Source organism: Nostoc sp. UHCC 0252 (assembly GCF_034931145.1).
Taxonomy (GTDB): Bacteria; Cyanobacteriota; Cyanobacteriia; order Cyanobacteriales; family Nostocaceae; genus Nostoc.
Genome location: NZ_JAYGHE010000039.1, coordinates 47,378 through 68,161, shown reverse-complemented (window position 1 = coordinate 68,161; position 20,784 = coordinate 47,378). Strand labels below are relative to the sequence as shown.

3 protein-coding genes and 1 pseudogene are annotated in these 20,784 nt (G+C 43.3%); all 4 read right to left on the bottom strand.

Translation table 11 applies throughout. The features are described from left to right. Positions 1 to 17: 17 nt before the first annotated feature. Entirely contained in the window at positions 18 to 1,124 is a 1,107-nt protein-coding gene (locus VB732_RS20790) for a zinc-binding dehydrogenase (protein WP_323232801.1), read from the bottom strand. Between the two features lie 48 nt (positions 1,125 to 1,172). Beyond that, entirely contained in the window at positions 1,173 to 1,970 is a 798-nt protein-coding gene (locus VB732_RS20785) for a hypothetical protein (RefSeq protein ID WP_323232800.1), read from the bottom strand. Between the two features lie 205 nt (positions 1,971 to 2,175). Further along, positions 2,176 to 9,501 (bottom strand): annotated as a pseudogene (locus tag VB732_RS20780) (amino acid adenylation domain-containing protein); the annotation flags it as partial. Beyond that, positions 9,498 to 20,741, bottom strand: coding sequence for an amino acid adenylation domain-containing protein (locus VB732_RS20775; RefSeq protein WP_416235761.1), 11,244 nt, complete (start codon positions 20,739 to 20,741; stop codon positions 9,498 to 9,500). The pseudogene VB732_RS20780 and the gene VB732_RS20775, both read right to left, overlap by 4 nt. Positions 20,742 to 20,784: the final 43 nt, after the last annotated feature.

The following is a 20,784-nucleotide window of genomic DNA, read 5'->3' as shown; positions in this document are numbered from 1 at the left end:
TATTTGATATATTGGCATCAAGATAGATTAGGTTGAATCACAGCTTTTAATACAGAGCCTTGCTCTACATCTGCCAGCGCTTGATTAATTTCTTGTAGTGTGTATGAACGACTAATTATGCTTGACCAATCAATATTTTTACTGGGATCGCTATGACGTTTTAGTAATTCAATCATTCTATAAAAATGGCTGAAATCAATTCCCCAAGTCCCGCGAATATCAATATGTTTTAGATTAATTTCCAGGTGGGGATTGATGAGAATCTCACCCGTATTTGTGTAATGCCCGACAATAACATAGCGACCTCCATTTCTGGTCATATTCAAGCCCTCTTTGACAGCAATGGGAATGCCTGTAGCTTCAATAATGACATCAGCACCGTGTCCATTTGTCAATTCCAAAACTCGCTCAATATGTTGTCGTGGATCGTCAGCCCTAATTGCAAGGGTTTCATCGACACCGAAGGATTTGGCAACTACTAATCGGCTCTCAAATTTATCAATTACAATCACTTTGCCTGCACCTGAAAGCAAAGCTAGAATTGCCACACTCAAACCCACAGGCCCGCAACCCTGAACCACAACGACATCACCAATTTGAATCTGCGCTCGATCGATAGCATGTAGCGCAGTTGGTAAAGCACACCCTCCAGCAATGAATTGCTTCGGTGAGACTTCTTCGGGTAGAGTTAGGACTTTAACCCCTGGTTTGAGGTAAATTAATTCAGACCAACCACCCAGCAACCCATCATTTGCTGAGTAGGTGACACCATAAACTTTGCGTTTTGGACAGCGAGTGGATGCTTTGGCTACTAGACAATACCAGCAGTTGTAACAGGTTTCGTGGACATCTAGAAAAGTAGCGATCGCTCCAGGCTGAATTAATTTACCATTAACATCACTAACTGCTCCACCTGTTTCCACCACACGACCAACTGAGAAGTGTCCAGGGATGATGGGATATGGTACTCCCTCTAAACGCCCATGTAGTAAATGTACGTCAGTTCCACAAACCTCAGAATATAAGGTTTCAAGAATGATTCCACCCTTTTCCAGAATTGGGTCTGGTAATTGTTGGACTTCAACTGGTTGATTAGGTGCAGTCATCACAGCTGCTAAGGGCATGAATTATTTCCTCACTACATTTACCAAATTGCTTCCTGCTGCTCACCTTCAAGACCACAAAATGATTTCACCGTTAGGTAGTAATCCCATTGCAGAAGTGAAAGTCACACGTTGTCCATCCATCGGTTCAACAGTGTGATAGTTGCGTGTATTGAAAATGAACACATCTCCCACATAAGGTTGGAAGCTGATCATGTCTGCATCTGCAATTACTGTATCACCATAGCCGTAGGAATCGAGCTTATATTGCTCATCTCCTGGTTGCCACTGGCGATCGTAAATGCGTGTTTGACCATGATTGTTTGGAGAAAATTTCAAGTACAAATTCCAAGAAAGTTGATAAATAACTGTACCAATTTCCCATTTTGATTGTTCTAACGGAGCATAATCAATATGAAGTTGAGTACCCTGCTCTATTTTTCTAATCAGTCCTGCATAATAACTACCATAGAGTGGTTCTGAAGCAATTCGTACAGTTGCGCCTCTACACTCTCGAATTTTCACCATTAAGCGTTCTAATGGATTAAAAGAGGCTGCCATAATGCAGTCTCTTAATTTAGTTGTGCGTTCTACTGCTTGAAAATAAGCTGCTTTACTAATGCGATTATATTCAAAGACTGTGATACCAATTCGCTCAATCTTGGGATTCACATTTTGATAGCAGTCAAAGTTGCACAATTCAGCTTGAGCAACTAACATCTCACACTCTTGGGGTGTAGCAAATTCTTTTATCCGAATTAAAGGAATTCGGTTTTCAAAAAGCATTCTTAAAGACTCTTTAGTTAAAGGATACTCTTGCTTTTTGTCCCAAATCTTGGATTTAGTCTGGTTAGAGGTAGCAGTCATAATACAGTTCCTTACATTTAAATTTCAACTCAAATCAACTCACTTAATATTTAAGAAATTTTGGTTACATAAGAACTTGAGATGGCGAATCTGATTATCAAATTCAGAGGATGTCTGAGAAGTATCAAATATTTCTTGATCCCCCCTAACCCCCCTTAAAAAAGGGGGGAATAAGACTCTTAAAGTCCCCCTTTTTAAGGGGGATTTAGGGGGATCTCCAAGGGTTAGGTGTTGTATACAAAAAAAACTTTTCAGATATCCTCTCAGATTCATATCCATCGCCTCTAACTTCTTGTGCTTTCTCAATGCAAGCTTTCAACTTTTCCGCTAAGACCTGAACGTGGGGAAGATTCATCATCGTCACATGATTACCTGGGACAAAATGAATATCCACTGGTTCGGCAGAAAATTTGCTCCAGCCCCAGTGAAAATCCTGCAAAATATCAGAAAGTACTTCACTATTAGATTCATCAACCTTGACGACATTCTCCTTGGCGCGGAAGAGAGTAATTTTGGTTGGATAAATCTCTTGTGGTACATAATTCACTACAGCGTTAGCTTTGAGCAGTTGCACCATATTATTAAGCTGCGTAATTTCATCGTCAGGAGGTAAGATATCAGCATTCTTTAACCTTTCTAGAACATATTTCAGTTGATCTTCCCAAACCATAGATTGAAGAGTATCAACAGAACAATCCATCTTTTTCCCGTAAACAACTTCGATTGTGTCTGCTAATTCAGCCAACCATTTAGTGTTATCCAAATCAAAAGCTGATGGATTGTTCTGATGAAATGGTGCTGTAGTATCAAGAATGGCAACTAAAGCAACCTTATGACCTTTACGAAGTAACTGCTGCGCCATTTCAAAGGCTAATTTACCGCCAAAAGAATGCCCTGCTAAAAAATACGGCCCCTGTGGTTGGACAACAAAGAGTTCTTGAATATAACGGGTGGCTACATCTTCAACTTGGGTAATTAATTCTCCTCCTTCACCAGGAGCAATTGCTTGGAAACTGTAAAATGGTTGGTCTGAACCCAGACAACGGGCTAAATCATACAAGTAAAAGGGATAGCCCGCAGCCCCAGGAAGACAAAACAAAGGTGGCTTAGAACCGTGCGGCTGAAGTATTACCAAGGGAGATCCACTCTTAGAATCTGAATCGAATGGTAGAATAGTCGCCAATTGTTCAATAGTTGGATTTTGGTAAAGGCTAGCGATCGCAATATTTTTACCAAACTGCTGTTTAATTTGAGCCATTAAGTAAGGAGTTAAAAGAGAGTGACCACCAAGGTCAAAGAAGTTATCTTTTACTCCCACCTTGTCAACTTTCAAAATTCTTGACCAGATTTGCGTTAGTTCCAGTTCTACTTGGTTGCGTGGAGCTACATATTTGTCTGAATTACTGCTGTGTAGATCCGGTGCAGGCAATGCCCGGCGGTCTACTTTGCCGCTAGGAGTTAGTGGCATTGACTCCAACATTACAAAAGCGCTTGGCACCATGTAGTCTGGTAGCTTTGCTTTCAGGAATTGCCGCAGTTCGCTGATTGTGGGTGTAGAGTCCTGATGTGCTACCACGTAAGCAACTAGCCTTTTATCACCCGGAGTATCTTCGCGCGCGATGATACAACATCCCTCCACATCTCCATGCTGGCTCAGTACTGCTTCAACTTCTCCCAATTCAATGCGGAAGCCTCGCACCTTAACCTGATTGTCAATACGTCCCAGGTATTCGATGTTGCCATCTGGTAAATAGCGGGCTAAATCCCCTGTTTTGTAGAGGCGTGAATGCCGGTCAGTGCTAAAGGGATTGGGGATAAATCTCTGTTGTGTTAACTTTGGCCGATTGAGATAGCCTCGCGCCAAAGAGACACCACCAATGTGCAATTCTCCTGCTACACCGACGGGTACAGGCTGTTGGTACTGATCCAGGATGTAAATTTGCGTGTTAGCAATGGGACGACCAATCGGAGGCAGTAGCGGCCAAGTCTCTACTGAGTTATTCAGACTAAAAGTGATAATTACATGGCTTTCCGATGGCCCGTAATGATTGTGCAAAGTACAATCAGTTAGTTTGCTTAACCATTGAGAAATCGCGGGAGTAATCTGCAACTGTTCCCCAGCAGTAATGATTTCCCGCAGATGACTATTAACTAATTCACTACCAACAGCGACTTCAGCTAGTTGCTGTAAGGCTACAAAGGGAACAAACAGTCTCTCAATTGCTTTTTCTTGGAGAAAACCTAACAAAGCTGAGGTATCTCGGCGCAATTCCTCCGTAATTAAGAACAATGTGCCTCCTGAAAACCAGGTAGAAAACATCTCTTGGAAGGAGACATCAAAGCTAATAGGAGCAAATTGCAGCGTTTTTGCTCCAGTGGAAATTGTATTATTTTGCAGTTGCCACAGAATCAGATTGCAAAGAGCAAGCTGATTCAAGGCTACACCTTTAGGCTTACCTGTAGAACCAGAGGTATAAATTACATAAGCCAAATTAGTTGCTTGCACATCAGAAATGAGATTATCCTGACTCGACTGAGAAATCATCTGCCAGTCAGTATCCAAAAAGACAAGGTGAGCTTGATGCTGAGGCAGTCTGTCGAGGAGTGAATGTTGGGTTAGCAACACTGAGACTTGAGCATCTTTTAACATGAAAGCCAAACGCTCTTGAGGGTAGTTTGGATCAAGTGGCACATAAGCTCCACCAGCTTTGAGAATGCCAAGTAGTCCTACTACCATCTCTAGCGATCGCTCTACACAAATGCCTACCAGCACATCTGCGGATACTCCCAAAGACTTCAGGTAGTGCGCCAACTGGTTAGCACGGCAGTTTAACTGCTGGTAAGTAAGTTGTTGATTTTCAAACTCCACCGCCACTGCATTGGGTGTACGCTCTACTTGTTCCTCAAACAACTGATGGATAGATTTATCACAGGGATAATCCGTCAGAGTATTGTTCCATTCAACTAATAACTGCTGTTGCTCTGTCTGTGCCAGCAAAGGCAATTGCGAAATCCGCTCCTCTGGGTTAGCAACAATTCCAGAGAGCAATGCCACAAAATGTCCAGTCATCCGTTCAATTGTGCTGGCATCAAATAAGTCAGTGTTATATTCCCATACACCCACCAGTCCATTACTTATGTTCTGTATTGATAAAAACAAATCAAACTTGGCAGTTGCGCTTTCTACTGGCAAAGAACTGATAGTTAAGTCAGCAAGCTCTATCTCAGACATAGGCACATTCTGGAGGGCAAACATCACTTGGAAAAGTGGTGTATGACTGAGATCCCGTTCTGGCTGCAATACTTCTACTAGCATTTCAAAAGGTAAGTCCTGATGAGCATAAGCATCTATTGCCATCAATCGAACGCGACCAAGTAATTCGTTAAAGCTGCGATCGCCTGATAAGTCAGTACGTAACACTAAAGTATTGACAAAAAAGCCAATTAACCCCTCAATTTCATTACGATTACGGTTTGCAATTGGCGAACCCACCAAAATATCTTCCGTACCTGTGTAGCGGTAAAGTAGCGTATCAAACGCTGCCAACAACGTCATGAACAAAGTAACCCCTTGCTCCTGGCTCAGTTTTGTCAGCTTATTGCTTAACTCAACTGAGAGTGCAAACTCTTGATGTCCACCAGCGAAAGTCTGTGTAGCAGGTCTTGGTCGGTCTGTGGGTAAGGACAACAAGGCTGGTGCAGCTTTTAGTTGTTGTTGCCAGTACGAGATTTGAGTTTGCAGTACCTCCCCTTGCAACCAATTTCTTTGCCATAACGCAAAATCTGCGTACTGAATCGGCAATGGTGTTAAAGGTGACGGCTCACCTTGAGAGTAAGCGTTGTACAGTGCTGCTAGTTCTTGGATAAACACACCCATTGACCAGGCATCAGAGACAATATGGTGCATACATACACTCAAAACGTGTTCTGTCTCGGACAGCACAATTAATGTTGCCCTAACTAATGCTTGGTTTGCTAAGTCAAACGGTTGATTAGCTTGTTGTTGCGCTAATTGCTGTGTAGCAATTTCTTGTTCAATTGTTGATAAATGCTTCAAGCCAACAACTGAAACTGTCCAATTTGTTTGTGTTTGAATAAGTTGAGAAGGTTTGCCATCAACTATCACAAAGTTAGTGCCTAAGGCTTCGTGGCGATTAATGATTTCATAGAAGCTTTGTTCTAAGGCAACTTGATTAAGTTTTCCGACTAGACGCAAAGCCATAGGAATGTTGTATATGGCACTGTTCGGCTCGAACTGGTCTAAAAACCATAAACGCTGTTGAGCATAAGACAGTAGTAATTCTGCATTCTCTGCCCTTGGTAAGATGGGTGGAGAAACCAATTCTAAGTCTTGTTGCTGCAATTGCTCAATCGAACGCGCCAATTCGGCAACTGTTGTTTTGGCAAAGAACTCACGCAATGGTAGTTCCACTTTGAAAATGTTGCGGATACGTGAAACTAGTTGCGTTGCTAGCAGTGAGTGTCCCCCAAGTTCAAAGAAGTTATCATATATGCCTACTTGGTCTACTTTCAGCGCTTGTGTCCAAATTTGCGTCAGGATTTCTTCAATTGGGCTGCGCGGGGCGACAAAACTTATTTCCAGTCCCTCACGAGAGTCTGGCGCTCTCAATGCGCGACGGTCTACCTTGCCGTTGGGAGTCAGAGGTAAAGACTCTAGTATCACAAAAGCATTAGGTATCATGTATTGTGGCAGTTGGCTAGAGAGGAAGGATCTTAACTGGCTGATTGTAGGTGGATGCTGTTTATGTCCTACCACGTAGGCAACTAAGCGTTTACTTCGACTTCGCTCAGTACAAGTATCACCTGGATGATCTTCACGGGCAATAACACAAGCTGTCTGCACATCGCTATGTTGGTTCAGTAATTCTTCAATTTCTCCCAACTCGATACGGAAGCCCCGAATTTTTACCTGATTGTCGATGCGTCCCAGGTATTCAATATTGCCATCGGGTAAATAGCGTGCTAGGTCTCCGGTTTTATATAATTTACTCTCTCCTGCTCCCTTAAACGGGTTGGGAATAAATTTTTCTTTTGTCAACTCTGGACGATTAAGGTAGCCTCGTGCCAACCCCAAACCACCAATATGCAATTCACCTGGTACACCAATCGGTACTGGTTGCAGATATTCATCTAAAATATAAATCTGGACGTTAGCGATCGCCTTACCAATAGATATTTTATTATCATCTTCAGTGCATTTTGCGATCGCAGCACAGACACTAGCTTCTGTTGGCCCGTAGGCATTGAAGAAGTTTCTGCCAGTAGACCATTGTCTGATTAATTCAGATGAACTTGCTTCTCCCGCTACAATTATTGTTTGCAGTGCCGGAAGTTCCGACCCAGGCATAACTGCTAACGCCGATGGTGGTAGGGTGATATGGGTAATGCTGCGATCGCTTAATTGCTCAATTAATGGCTTCCCAGGCAGTAGAGAGTCTTTTGTTCCCAGATACAGCGTTGCACCTGACCCCAGAGCCATCAAAATTTCTGAGATGGAAGCATCAAAACTGAAAGAGGCAAACTGAAGAACGCGGCTATCCGAAGTCAAGCCAAAAGTTTGAATCTGAGCTTGAGCTAAGTTGCATAATCCCTTATGCTCAACCATCACACCTTTAGGTTTACCTGTTGAACCAGAAGTGTAAATCAGATTGGCTAGATGAAAAGCTTTGACTTCACTGGTTGGGTTATCTTGATTATGTTGGGCAATTTGTTCCCAAGCTTCATCTAAACAGATAAGTTTTGCTTGATGCTCAGGAAGTCTGTCAATAAGTCGCTGTTGAGTCAACAGTATGGAAACTTGAGCATCTTCTAACATGAAAGCCAAACGCTCAGTAGGATACTCTGGGTCAAGTGGTAGGTATGCTCCACCTGCCTTGAGAATCCCCAACAGTCCCACCACCATTTCTATTGAGCGTTCCACACAAATACCCACCAGCGTATCTGGTTTTATACCCAAAGACTGTAAGTAATGAGCTAAATGATTAGCGCAACAATTCAATTGCTGGTAAGTCAGTTGTTGATTTACTCTTCGAGAAGCCTCGCTGCGCTCGTCTACAAATACTACAGCTATAGCATCCGGGGTACTCAAAGATTGCTCCTCAAACAACTGATGAATACACTTATCAACAGGATAATCTGCTTGAGTATTGTTCCATTCAACTAATAACTGCTGTTGCTCTGTCTGTGACAGCAAAGGCAATTGCGAAATCCGCTCCTCTGGATTAGCAACAATTCCAGAGAGCAATGTCACAAAATGCCCTGCCATCCGCTCAATTGTGCTGGCATCAAATAAGTCAGTGTTATATTCCCATATCCCCACTAGTCCAGCACTTGAGTTGTGCATTGATAAAGTTAAATCAAACTTAGCAATTGTGCTTTGGGGTGGCAAAGAACTGATAGTTAAGCCAGCAAGTTCTACTCCAGACATGGGCGTATTCTGGAGGACAAACATCACCTGGAATAGTGGTGGATGGCTGAGATCCCGTTCTGGTTGTAATGCCTCAACTAGCATTTCAAATGGCAACTCTTGATGAGAGTATGCTCCTAGAGCTATTTGCCGAACGCGAGAAAGTAATTCGCTAAAACTGGGGTTGCCTGATAAATCAGTACGCAAGACTAAAGTATTGACAAAAAAGCCAATTAACCCTTCAATTTCACTGTGTTCGCGGTTTGCGATCGCAGACCCTACTAAAATGTCTAACTGTCCTGTATAGCGGTAAAGTAGGGTATCAAAGGCTGCCAAAAGTGTCATGAACAAAGTCACCCCTTGTTTCTGGCTCAGTTGTGTCAGCTGATTAGTTAACTCAACTGAGAGGGCAAACTCTTGAATTGCGCCAGCGAAAGTCTGCACAGCAGGTCTTGGTCGGTCTGTGGGTAGTGACAACAAGGCTGGTGCATCTTTTAGTTGTTGTTGCCAGTACGAGATTTGATTTTGCAGTACCTCCCCTTGTAACCACTCTCTTTGCCAAATGCCAAAATCTGCGTACTGAATTGCCAGTGGTGTTAAAGGTGACGGCTCACCTTGGGAATAAGCATTGTACAGTGCTGCTAGCTCTTGGATAAACACACCCAATGACCAGGCATCAGAGACAATATGGTGCATACACAGTAACAATATGTGTTCTGTCTTAGACAGCACAATTAATGTCGCTCTGACTAATGCTCCCTCTGCCAAGTCAAAAGGCTGAATCTCTTGTTGTTGCGCCAATTGCTGTGTAGCGATTTCTTGTTGGCTTGGTGGCAGATGTTCGCACTCAACAACTGAAACTGTCCAATTAATTTGTGTTTGAATAATTTGAGAAGGTTTTCCATCAACCGTAATGAAATTAGTGCGTAACGCTTCATGGCGATCGATAATTTCTTGAAAGCTTTGTTCTAAGGCAGCCCGATTGAGATTTCCCACTAGACGCAAAGCTAAAGGGATGTTGTATATAGCACCGTTCGGCTCTAACTGGTCTAAAAACCACAAACGCTGTTGAGCATAAGATAGGGGTAATTCTTCAGTCATCATCTCTTGCTCCTTGGTAGAATGCGTGGAACAGTTAGGTCTGAGTTTTGTTGTTGTAACTTCTCGATTGATGGTGCTAATTCAGCTATGGTCGAGGTATTGAACAATTCGTGTAAAGGGAGTTTGACTTTAAAGCGATCGCGGATGCGTGAAAGTACTTGTGTTGCTAGTAGCGAGTGTCCCCCAAGTTCAAAGAAGTTATCGTGTATGCCTACTTGCTCTACTTTCAGCACTTGTGACCAAATTTGTGCCAGCGTCTCTTCTATAGGGGTGCGTGGGGCTACATATTTTTCTGTGCGTTCACTGTGTAAATCTGGTGCAGGTAGGGCGCGACGGTCTACTTTGCCGTTGGGAGTGAGTGGCATTGATTCCAACATCACAAAAGCGTTTGGCACCATGTAGTCTGGTAGCTTTGCTTTCAGGAATTGCCGCAGTTCATTGATTGTGGGTGTATGCTGATGCGGCACGACGTAGGCAACTAAGCGTTTACTTCGACTTCGCTCAGTACAAGTATCACCTGGGGTATCTTCATGGGCAGTGACTACAGATGCCTGCACATCGTCATGTTGGTTCAGTAATGCCTCAATTTCTCCCAACTCGATGCGGAAACCGCGAATTTTTATTTGATTATCAATACGTCCCAGGTATTCAAGATTACCATCAGGCAACCATCTGGCTAAATCGCCAGTTTTGTATATTCGTTCTTTTTTACCAAATAAGTCGAGTTCGATGAATTTTTCAGATGTGAGTTCGGGACGGTTGAGATAGCCACGGGCTAAACCAACCCCGGCAATACAAAGTTCCCCAGGAATGCCGACAGGCAGGAGTTTGTTTTGGTTGTCTAAAATGTAAATACGTACATTGGCAATTGGCTGTCCGATTAATAAATCACCTGCCAGATCCCTTTTTCTAGTTGCTTCGTAGACACAACACCCGACAACCGCTTCTGTCGGCCCATATTCGTTAATCAGGCGGGTATTGGGGGCATGAGTCAGCCACGGGATTATTTGGTTAGCGTGTAATGCCTCACCGCCTAAAACAAAGGCATTGACCCGATTCGGCATTGTATCAGGCTCAATTTGCTGATTGAGTATTTCTAGATGCGAAGGTGTGATTTTGACCAGGGATAGATGATTGTTTTGTTTAACAATGTTTGCTAGAAGCTCCAACTCTTGTTTTTCTCTTACCAAGATGGTGGTACGCCCACAAATTAGCGGCAGGTACAGTGATGTAATGGTTGCATCAAAGCTAAGAGAAGACTGCACAGGTGTACCTCGTCCTTGTGCTACTGCATAGTAGTCTTTAGCCCAATGTAAATAATTACTTAAACCTCGATGCAGTAGTTGTACCCCTTTGGGTTGTCCTGTAGAGCCTGATGTGTAAATTACATAAGCTAAATCATCGGGTTGACTTTGCCGACTGGGGTTTTCTGTAGGTTGGTTGGCAAAGTTATTGCAATCTAAACACAGTATCGAGCGGGATTGCGGAAAAGTTTCTTTATTCCCAGTCCCTAATCCCCAATCCCCAGCCCCCAATTTGAGTTGACTATGGGTGAGCAAAACCTTTGCCCCACAGTCTTCGAGCATGAAACGAATCCGCTCTTGTGGGTAGTTCGGGTCAATTGGCACATAAGCCCCACCCGCCTTGAGAATACCCAACAATCCCACCACCATTTCTATTGAGCGTTCCACACAGATACCCACCAGCACATCTGCGGACACTCCCAAAGACTTCAGGTAGTGCGCCAACTGGTTAGCGCGACTATTCAACTGCTGGTAAGTGAGTTGTTGATTTTCAAACACAACTGCTACTGCATCGGGCGTGCTATCAACCTGCTCCTCAAACAACTGATGGATGCACTTATCAAGGGGATAATCTGCCTGAGTATCGTTCCATTCCACTAATAATTGATGCTGTTCGGCTTCTGTCAGCAGGGGCAATTGTGAGATTTGCTGTTCTGGGTTAGCAACAATTCCCTCAAGCAATATTTGGAAATGTCCTAACAAGCGAGTAATTGTTGCATCATCAAAGCGGCTAATATCATAGCTAATCTTCACCAACAATTGCTTACCAACAGCAGCAACTAAAGTCAGAGGATAATTAGTTTGTTCAATAGCGTGAATCTTGTCTATAGAGAAACTGTAATTGTGCGATGCCTTCGGCGGCTGGCTATGCACTGCCTCATCAACTGGATAATTCTCAAAGACAACAATGCTCTCAAACAAAGGCGTTCCTCTGTTGATTTCACTCTTACCTTGAATCTCCACCAATGAGCTATATGAATATTGCTCAGATTCAACTTGTTGCGCCTGTAAATCCTTCAACAAAGCCAACACTTGGGTATCATCTGAAACTTGAACTCGCACTGGCAAGGTGTTGATAAATAGTCCCACCATCGACTCGATACCAACAAGAGATGGCGGACGACCAGATACAGTTGCACCAAAAACTACATCGGTTTCTTGGCTGTAGCGACACAGCAGTAATGCCCAAGTTGCTTGCACCAAATTATTTATCGTCAGTTGATGCTTCCGTGCAAAACTTTGGATTATGGCTGTCGCTTGCACTGTCAGTTGGATTTGTTGTTCGCTGTAGCTAGAATCTAACTTTTTGCGGTTTGATGATTGTTTTTTATCAACACTCAAAGGAGTGGGTGCGGTAAAACCTTGGAGTTTTTCTTTCCAAAATTGTTCAGCTTGCGCTAAGTCTTGTTTCTGTAGCCAAGCAATATAGTTGCGGTAGCTTTGAGTTGGTTGAACAACTAAATTTTCACCCTGAGAAATCGCTTGATAAAAGTACAATAAGTCTTTGAGAACCAAAGGCATCGACCAGCCATCAAGCAATAAGTGATGAGAACTCCAAATAAATTGATAAGTATCTGCACTCAATTGGATGAGGCTCAGGTGTATCAGTGGTGGTTGAGACAGTTGGAAACCTTGTTTTCGCTGTGAGTGCAACAAAAGCTCTAATTGCTGTTGTTGATCTTGTGCAGATAGCTGTTGCCAATCATGGCTGTTGAGGTTAACATCCACCTGCCGATACACTACTTGAAGTGGCTGTGCTAATTGCTCCCAAACAAAAGCAGTCCGCAAGATTGAATGCTGTGCTATAACTTGCTGCCAAGCTTGCTCAAATGCTTTCACATTCAACTTTCCACTCAAAGTTAAACTTAACTGCTGAAAATATACTCCTGAGTCTGGAGCGTACAAACTCTCAAACAGCATACCCTGTTGGGTTGGCGAGAGCGGGTAAATATCTTCAATATTTCTGGAGTTAGTTTTGCCTGATTGATTTTTGAATACTAAACTTGCCAACAGTTGGTCTATTTCTGGCTGATTGAGCTTGACTAACGAGAAATCTGAAGGTGTATAACCTCCACTCTCTGGTGATGAACAATGAGCAATTAGTCCAAGCAATGTCTTGACAAATTCTTGTGCCAGACTTTCGATTGTGGCGTGCTGGTGGATATTTGGGCTGTAAGTCCAATCTATTTGTAACCGTTCTCCAGCAATAACGCTATTAATATCTAGTAGATGAGCGCGGTTGTTCTGCAAACCGTGGCTGTGTCCCGTAGACTCACTAGCTAGCTGCATCCAAGAAGATGTATTGAGCAGTTGGTCAAATTGACCCAAATAATTAAAACTGATTTCTGCTTGCGGTAATGCCTGTAGTTGAGCAGCAATTTCTGCATCCTGACTCAGATAACGCAATAAGCCATAGCCAATTCCTTTATTAGGAATAGCCCGCAGTTGTTCTTTGACAGATTTTAAGGCATCGGCTGGATTTTCTGTTGCTCCCAGTTCCAAAAGTACAGAGAAAATGGTTGTAAACCAACCGATAGTGCGTGACAAATCTACATCATCAATAATATCTTCCCGCCCATGACCTTCTAAGCTGAACAGCACACTCTTAGAGTTAGTCCATCTGCTCAAAACCAGCGCCAAAGCAGTTAGTAGCACATCGTTAATCTGAGTGTTGTAAGCTTTTGGCACATCTTGCAGTAAGGCACGAGTTTGTGTCTCATTTAACGACACTGTTACTGTACTAGCTACTTCAACAGTGTTTGCCCCTTTATAGTCCACTGGGATAGAAGGAACTGCGGCGCGAGATTCATTCAACCAATAAGCCACCTCGGATTTGAGAGTTTCTGACTGTGCATATTTGGTTAGTTTGTTAGACCAATCTTTGAAAGAAGTTGTTTTAGCAGGCAGTGCAATTACTTTACCTTGAGCAAGTTGCTGGTAAGCTGTTTGCAAATCCTCTAACAAAAGTCGCCAAGAAACGCCGTCAACTACCAAGTGGTGGATAACGATTAGTAATCGTGCCCTTTTGTCAATACCCAGATGGAAAAAGGCAACTTGCACTAGATTTTCTGACAGATTCAAACTCGCCTGTAAGCAAGTTGCACTAGCTTCAATGGCAGTTTTTTGCTCATTCTGTGGAAGTGCCGATAAGTCTACGTCAGAGAAAGCAACGCTATCAGTCACAGCAGAGTGAATTTGCTGCCAAGTAGAGTCAGATTGTGTAAAACGTAGGCGCAGAGCATCATGATGTACTAGCAATTGCTGCAATACTTGCTTTAATAGCTTTGGTTTGAGGTCAGATGGTACTGAAAGCAGGAATGATTGATTAAAGTGATACGGCTGTTGTAAATTTTGCTCAAAAAACCAGAGTTGAATTGGCGTTAGAGGTAATGTCCCTGTCACCAAACCTTGTTCTATTTGGATAACACTCGCTACATTTGCCACTATGGCCAATTCTGCAATTGTTTGATGTGCAAATAATTGCTTGAGAGTCAGTTGCAATTCTGCAAGCTTTGCTCTGCTGATGATTTGAATACTGAGAATAGAATCTCCGCCAAGTTCAAAGAAGTTATCATGTATGCCTACTTGCTCAACTCTCAGAACTTCTGCCCAAATCTGCGCTAATATTTCTTCGATTTGATTGCGTGGGGCTACAAAACTGACTTCCAGTTCTCCACGAGAGTCTGGTACTTTTAATGCGCGGCGGTCTACCTTGCCGTTGGGAGTAAGAGGCAGGGACTCTAGCATCACAAAAGCATGAGGTATCATGTACTGTGGCAGTTGACTAGAGAAGAATTGACGCAACTGGCTGATTGTAGGTGGATGCTTTTGATGTCCTACTATGTAGGCGACTAAGCGTTTATCACCTGGATTGCCTTCGCGGACGGTGACTACAGATGCCTGCACATCGTCATGTTGGTTCAGTAATGCCTCAATTTCTCCCAATTCGATGCGGAAACCACGTATTTTTACTTGGTTATCAATTCGTCCGATGTATTCAATTGTGCCATCCGGTAAATAACGCGCTAAATCTCCAGTTTTATATAATTTTGAATTGTCAAAGGGGTTGGAAATAAATTTTTCTTTTGTCAACTCTGGACGGTTGAGATAGCCTCTTGCCAATCCTGCACCACCAATATGCAATTCTCCGGCTACACCTACAGGAACAGGTTGCAGATGCTCGTCTAAAATATAGATTTGCGTGTTGGCGATCGCACGACCAATCGGTACTGTCCTAAGATTGGTATCTGGAAAGCATTGCCAGTAGGTGACATCTATTGCCGCTTCTGTTGGCCCATAAAGATTGTGCAATTCACACTCTAACCGAGCAAAAAAGCGTTCCTGAAGTTCTACAGGTAAAGCTTCACCACTACATATAACTCGTTTCAAGCTACGGCAGTTTTCGAGACTTGGTTCTTCTAAGAAAACCTGGAGCATAGAAGGAACAAAATGCAGTGTTGTAACCTGCTGCTCTAAAATTAGGTTGACCAAGTAAGCACTATCTTTATGTCCACCTGGTTTAGCTACAACTAAACGCGCTCCAGTGATTAATGGCCAGAAGAACTCCCAAACTGAAACGTCGAAGCTAAAAGGAGTTTTCTGTAAAATGCAATCTAGTGCTGTTAATTGATAAGCTTGTTGCATCCACAGTAGGCGATTGCAAATCCCCAAGTGGGTGTTCATTGCTCCTTTGGGCTTGCCAGTGGAACCGGATGTGTAAATTACATAAGCCAAGTTACTAGTTTGCACTGTAGTAATTGGATTATCCTGACTGGACAGAGATATCAAACCAGCATCAGTATCTAAACATACAACCTGCCCTTGATGCTGAGGTAACTTTTCCTTGAGTTGCTGTTGTGTCAGCAGCACTCTCACTTGAGCATCTTCTACCATGAAGCTCAAGCGATCTTGTGGATAGTCTGGGTCAAGTGGTACATAAGCTCCACCTGCCTTGAGGATGCCCAGTAACCCTACAACCATTTCTACGGAGCGCTCTACACAAATGCCGACCAGGACATCTGCTTCCACTCCAAAAGACTGCAAGTAATGTGCCAACTCATTTGCGCGACAATTCAACTGCTGGTAAGTCAGTTGTTGGTTTTCAAACACCACCGCTACAGCATCGGGTGTACGCGCTACTTGCTCCTCAAACAACTGATAGATGCACAAATCTTGTGGATAATCTACCTGAGTATCATTCCACTCCACTAATAACTGATGCTGTTCGACTTCTGTCAGTAGGGGCAATTGTGAGATTTGCTGTTCTGGGTTAGCAATAATACCTTCAAGCAATGTCACAAAATGACCAGTCATCCGCTCAATTGTGCCCGCATCAAATAAGTCAGTGTTATATTCCCATACACCCACTAGTCCATCAGCAGTGTTCTGCATTAGTAAGGTAATATCAAACTTGGCAGTTGTGCTTTCTGGCATCAATGGAGTGATACTTAACCCAGCCAACTCTACTCCAGACAAAGGCATATTCTGAAGTGCAAACATCACCTGGAACAATGGTGTATGACTGAGGTCTCTTTGTGGTTGCAATGCTTCCACCAGCATTTCAAAAGGCAAATTCTGATAAGTGTATGCCGACATTGCCATTTCTCGAACACGACCCAGTAATTCACTAAAGCTCGGATTACCTGCTAAATTGGTACGCATCACTAAGGTGTTGACAAAAAAGCCAATTAACCCTTCTATCTCACTGCGATCGCGGTTAGCAATGGGAGATCCCACCAAAATGTCTTCTGTACCTGTGTAGCGGTAAAGCAGGGTATCATAAGCTGCCAACAGCGTCATAAACAAGGTTACTCCTTGCTTTTGACTTAGTTGGATCAATCCTTGAGTAAGCTTTTGTGAGAGTGCAAACTCTTGATGTGCGCCAGCGAAAGTCTGCACAGCAGGTCTTGGTCGGTCTGTGGGTAGGGACAACAAGGCTGGTGCATCTTTGAGTTGCTGTTGCCAGTAACTCAGTTGGCTTTGCAGTACGCCTCCTTGCAACCATTGTCTTTGCCACAGTGCAAAATCTGCATACTGAATCGGCAGTGGTGCTAAAGGCGACGGTTGAGCTTGAGAATAAGCGTTGTACAGTGCTGCTAGTTCTTGAAGAAACACACCCATTGACCAGCCATCAGAGACAATATGGTGCATACACACTAATAAAATGTGTTCTGTCTCGGACAGCACTAGTAATGTCGCCCTAACTAATGCTTGATTTGCCAGGTCAAAAGGCTCAATAGCTTGTTGTTGCGCTAATTGCTGTGTAGTAATTTCTTGTTCGGTTGTTGATAAATGCTTCAAGCTAACAACTGAAAATGTCCAATTCGCTTGTTTTTGAATAATTTGAGTTGCTTGTCCATTAACAGTGACGAAATTGGTACGTAATGCTTCGTGGCGAGCAATAATTTCATGCAAGCTTTGTTCTAGGGCAACTTGATTCAGAGTTCCGACTAGACGCAAAGCCATAGGAATGTTGTATAAGGCACTGTTCGGCTCGAACTGGTCTAAAAACCAGAGACGCTGTTGAGCATAAGACAGTAGTAATTGAGCATTCTCTGCCCTTTGTGTGATGAATGGTGTAGAAAGTTCTAAATTTTTTTGCTGCAATTGCCCAATCGATTGCGCCAATTCTGCAACTGTTGATCTGGCAAACAATTCACGCAATGGTAGTTCCACTTTGAAAATGTTGCGGATACGTGAAACCAGTTGTGTTGCTAGTAGTGAGTGTCCCCCAAGTTCAAAGAAGTTATCATATATGCCTACAAGCTCTAGGTTCAGCACTTGTGCCCAAAGGAGTGCCAGCATTTCCTCAATGGGTGTGCGCGGGGCGACATATTTTTCTAGCAGTGTGGTGTCTAAGTCTGGTTTTGGTAAGGCGCGGCGGTCAACTTTGCCGTTAGGAGTCACGGGTAAGGATTCCAAGATTACAAAAGCACTTGGCACCATGTACTCTGGAAGCTTTGTTTTGAGGAATTGTCGTAGTTCGCTGATTGCGGGTTTACAGTCCTGATGTGCTACCAAGTAAGCGACTAAACGTTTATCACCAGTGGTATCCTCACGGGCGATGACACAAGATACTTGCACATCACTATGTTGGCTCAATACTGCTTCAATTTCGCTCAACTCAATGCGGAAACCACGTATTTTTACTTGGTCGTCAATACGTTCTATGTATTCTATGTTGCCATTATTTAAATAGCGTGCTTTATCCCCAGTTTTGTAGAGGCGGGAATGTGATTCATCACTAAAAGGATTGGGGATGAATTTTTCTTGTGTTAACTCTGGACGGTTAAGGTAGCCTTTTGCTAATCCTGCACCACCAATATGCAATTCTCCTGGTACACCTACAGGTACTGGCTGTAAATAAGAGTCCAATATATAGATTTCAACATTGGCTATAGGGCGACCGATGGGTGGTGAAATATTATTATCCTGCCCATTAGAAACTACTAGTCCTGAAGTTGTGACAACAGTATTTTCAGTTGGGCCATAATTATTCACTACCTGGAAAGGGAGTAAAGCTGATGGATATCGATGAAGCTTATCCCCCCCAGTTAGCATAGTTCGCAAAGTTGTACTTTCTGGCCATTCCAGAGACAATAATTGCTCTGCCATTGGCGTTGGTAGAAAACTGATAGTGATCTTTTTCGATTCCAACCAATCTTGCAAATCTACTGGGGATAGAAGAATTTCAGGTTTGACTAAATATATACTTGCTCCTGCGGTCAGGTAAGGCCAAAACTCCCATACAGCAGCATCAAATGCTGTTCCTGCTAGCTGAGTAGCTTTGTCTAAGGTCGTGATTTTAAAAGTGCGTTGATGCCAGAACACCAAATTTAGCAATCCTTGATGGGCAATCAGCACTCCCTTGGGTTGACCTGTAGAACCGGAGGTATAAATCACATAAGCCAAGTTAGCTGCTTGTGTCTCAGGTATTAAATTATCCTGACTTAACTCAGAAATAAGCTGCCAGTCAGCATCTAAACAAACACGCTGTGCAGTATGCTCAGGCAATCTGTCGAGGAGTTTCTGCTGAGTCAGCAATATTGAAACTTGAGCATCTTCTAACATCAGGCGCAAACGCTCGGTAGGATAGTCTGAAGCAAGTGGCAAATAAGCGCCACCCGCCTTCAGAATCCCTAGCAGTCCCACCACCATTTCTAAGGAACGCTCTACACAAATACCCACTAGCACATCGGCTTTTACACCCAAAGACTTGAGATAGTGCGCCAACTGGTTAGCGCAACAGTTTAATTCGTGGTATGTAAGATGTTGATTTTCATACACCACTGCTACAGCATCGGGAGTACGTTCAACCTGCTCCTCAAATAACTGATGAATACATTTATCTTGGGGATAATCTACCCCTGTATCATTCCACTTTAGTAATAACTGCTGTTGTTCAATTTCTGTTAGCAGAGGCAATTGTGAAATCTGCTCTTGAGGGTTAGCAACAATTCCTTCGAGCAATGTTTGGAAATGCCCCCTCATCCGCTCGATTGTGCTGGCATCAAACAAGTCAGCATTGTACTGCCACACGCTCACCAACCCAGTTGCAGTGTTCTGCATTGATAAAGTTAAATCAAACTTGGCAGTTGTGCTTTGGGCTGGTAAAGAACTGATAGTTAAGCCAGCAAGCTCTACTTCAGATATGGGCGCATTCTGGAGGACAAACATCACCTGAAACAGTGGCGTATGGCTGAGGTCGCGTTGTGGCTGTAATGCTTTTACCAACTCCTCAAAGGGCAGGTCTGGATGAGCGTAAGCTTGCAGTGTCAGTTGCCGCACTCGACTTAGCAATTGCTGAAAAGTGGGGTTGCCAGATAAATCGGTACGTAATACTAAAGTGTTGACAAAAAAGCCAATTAACCCTTCAAGTTCCAAGCGATCGCGGTTAGCAATGGGCGTACCTACTACAATGTCATCGGAGTCTGTATAGCGATAAAGCAAGGTGACAAATGCCGCAAACAGCGTCATGAATAGGGTGGCTCCCTCTTGCCTAGTGAAATTAGCGATCGCTTCACTCAGTTCAACTGAAAATTCTCCATATTGAATTTCGCCCCGAAAAGTTTGAATCGCTGGTCTTGGTCTGTCTGTGGGTAATTCTAGTAAGGTAGGAGCGTTGTTGAGTAGTTGCTTCCAGTAATCAAGCTGCCTTTGGAGTACTTCTGATTGCAACCATTGCCGTTGCCAAATCGCAAAGTCGGCATACTGAATTGGTAGCTCAGGTAGCTCTAGGGACAAGTTATTGCAGATGGCTGAGTAAATGGTTGCTAACTCGCGCATCAATACGCCTATTGACCAACCATCCACTACAATGTGGTGTATTGTTAGTACCAAAGCGTGTTCTACTTCTGTGAGTTTAACCACAGAAGCTCGGATTAAAGGAGAACTAGCAAGGTCAAAGGGTTGATTAGCTTCAGTTGTGGCTAATTGTTGGCAAGCGATTTCTCTTTCACTTTCAGGTAATTCTGATAGGTCTACTATCGGCACATTTAAGTTTAAGCTGTCAGTAATTACCTGGACTGGCTGCTCATTGATAGTGCTGAAGTTAGTACGTAAGGCTTCGTGGCGATCGATAATTTTGTTGAGACTTTGCTCTAGCGCCACAGCGTTTAATTTACCGTGAAGTTTTAGAGCTGCTTGTTCGTTATAGGAAGAGTTATCTGGTTCCAACTGGTTTAATAACCAGAGTCGTTCTTGGGCAAAAGACAGAGGTAAGTTCTGAGGACGCTCGGCTTTGATCGGGGGGAAATCTGTATCGGTGTCCGCATTTTTCTCGTGCAGCAAGAAGATAAGTTCTGCTTTATTTTTAGCTAATAAGTCACGAGTTTCTAGTGTCAATACCCCTTTTGGAGCATTAACACGTAACTGCTCACCTTCAACCCACAACTTTACACCCTGTTTACTAAGATCAACTACCAATTGTTCGATATTCACAGAAACCTTACCTCTACATCAGCTAATTCGTAATTCGTAATTC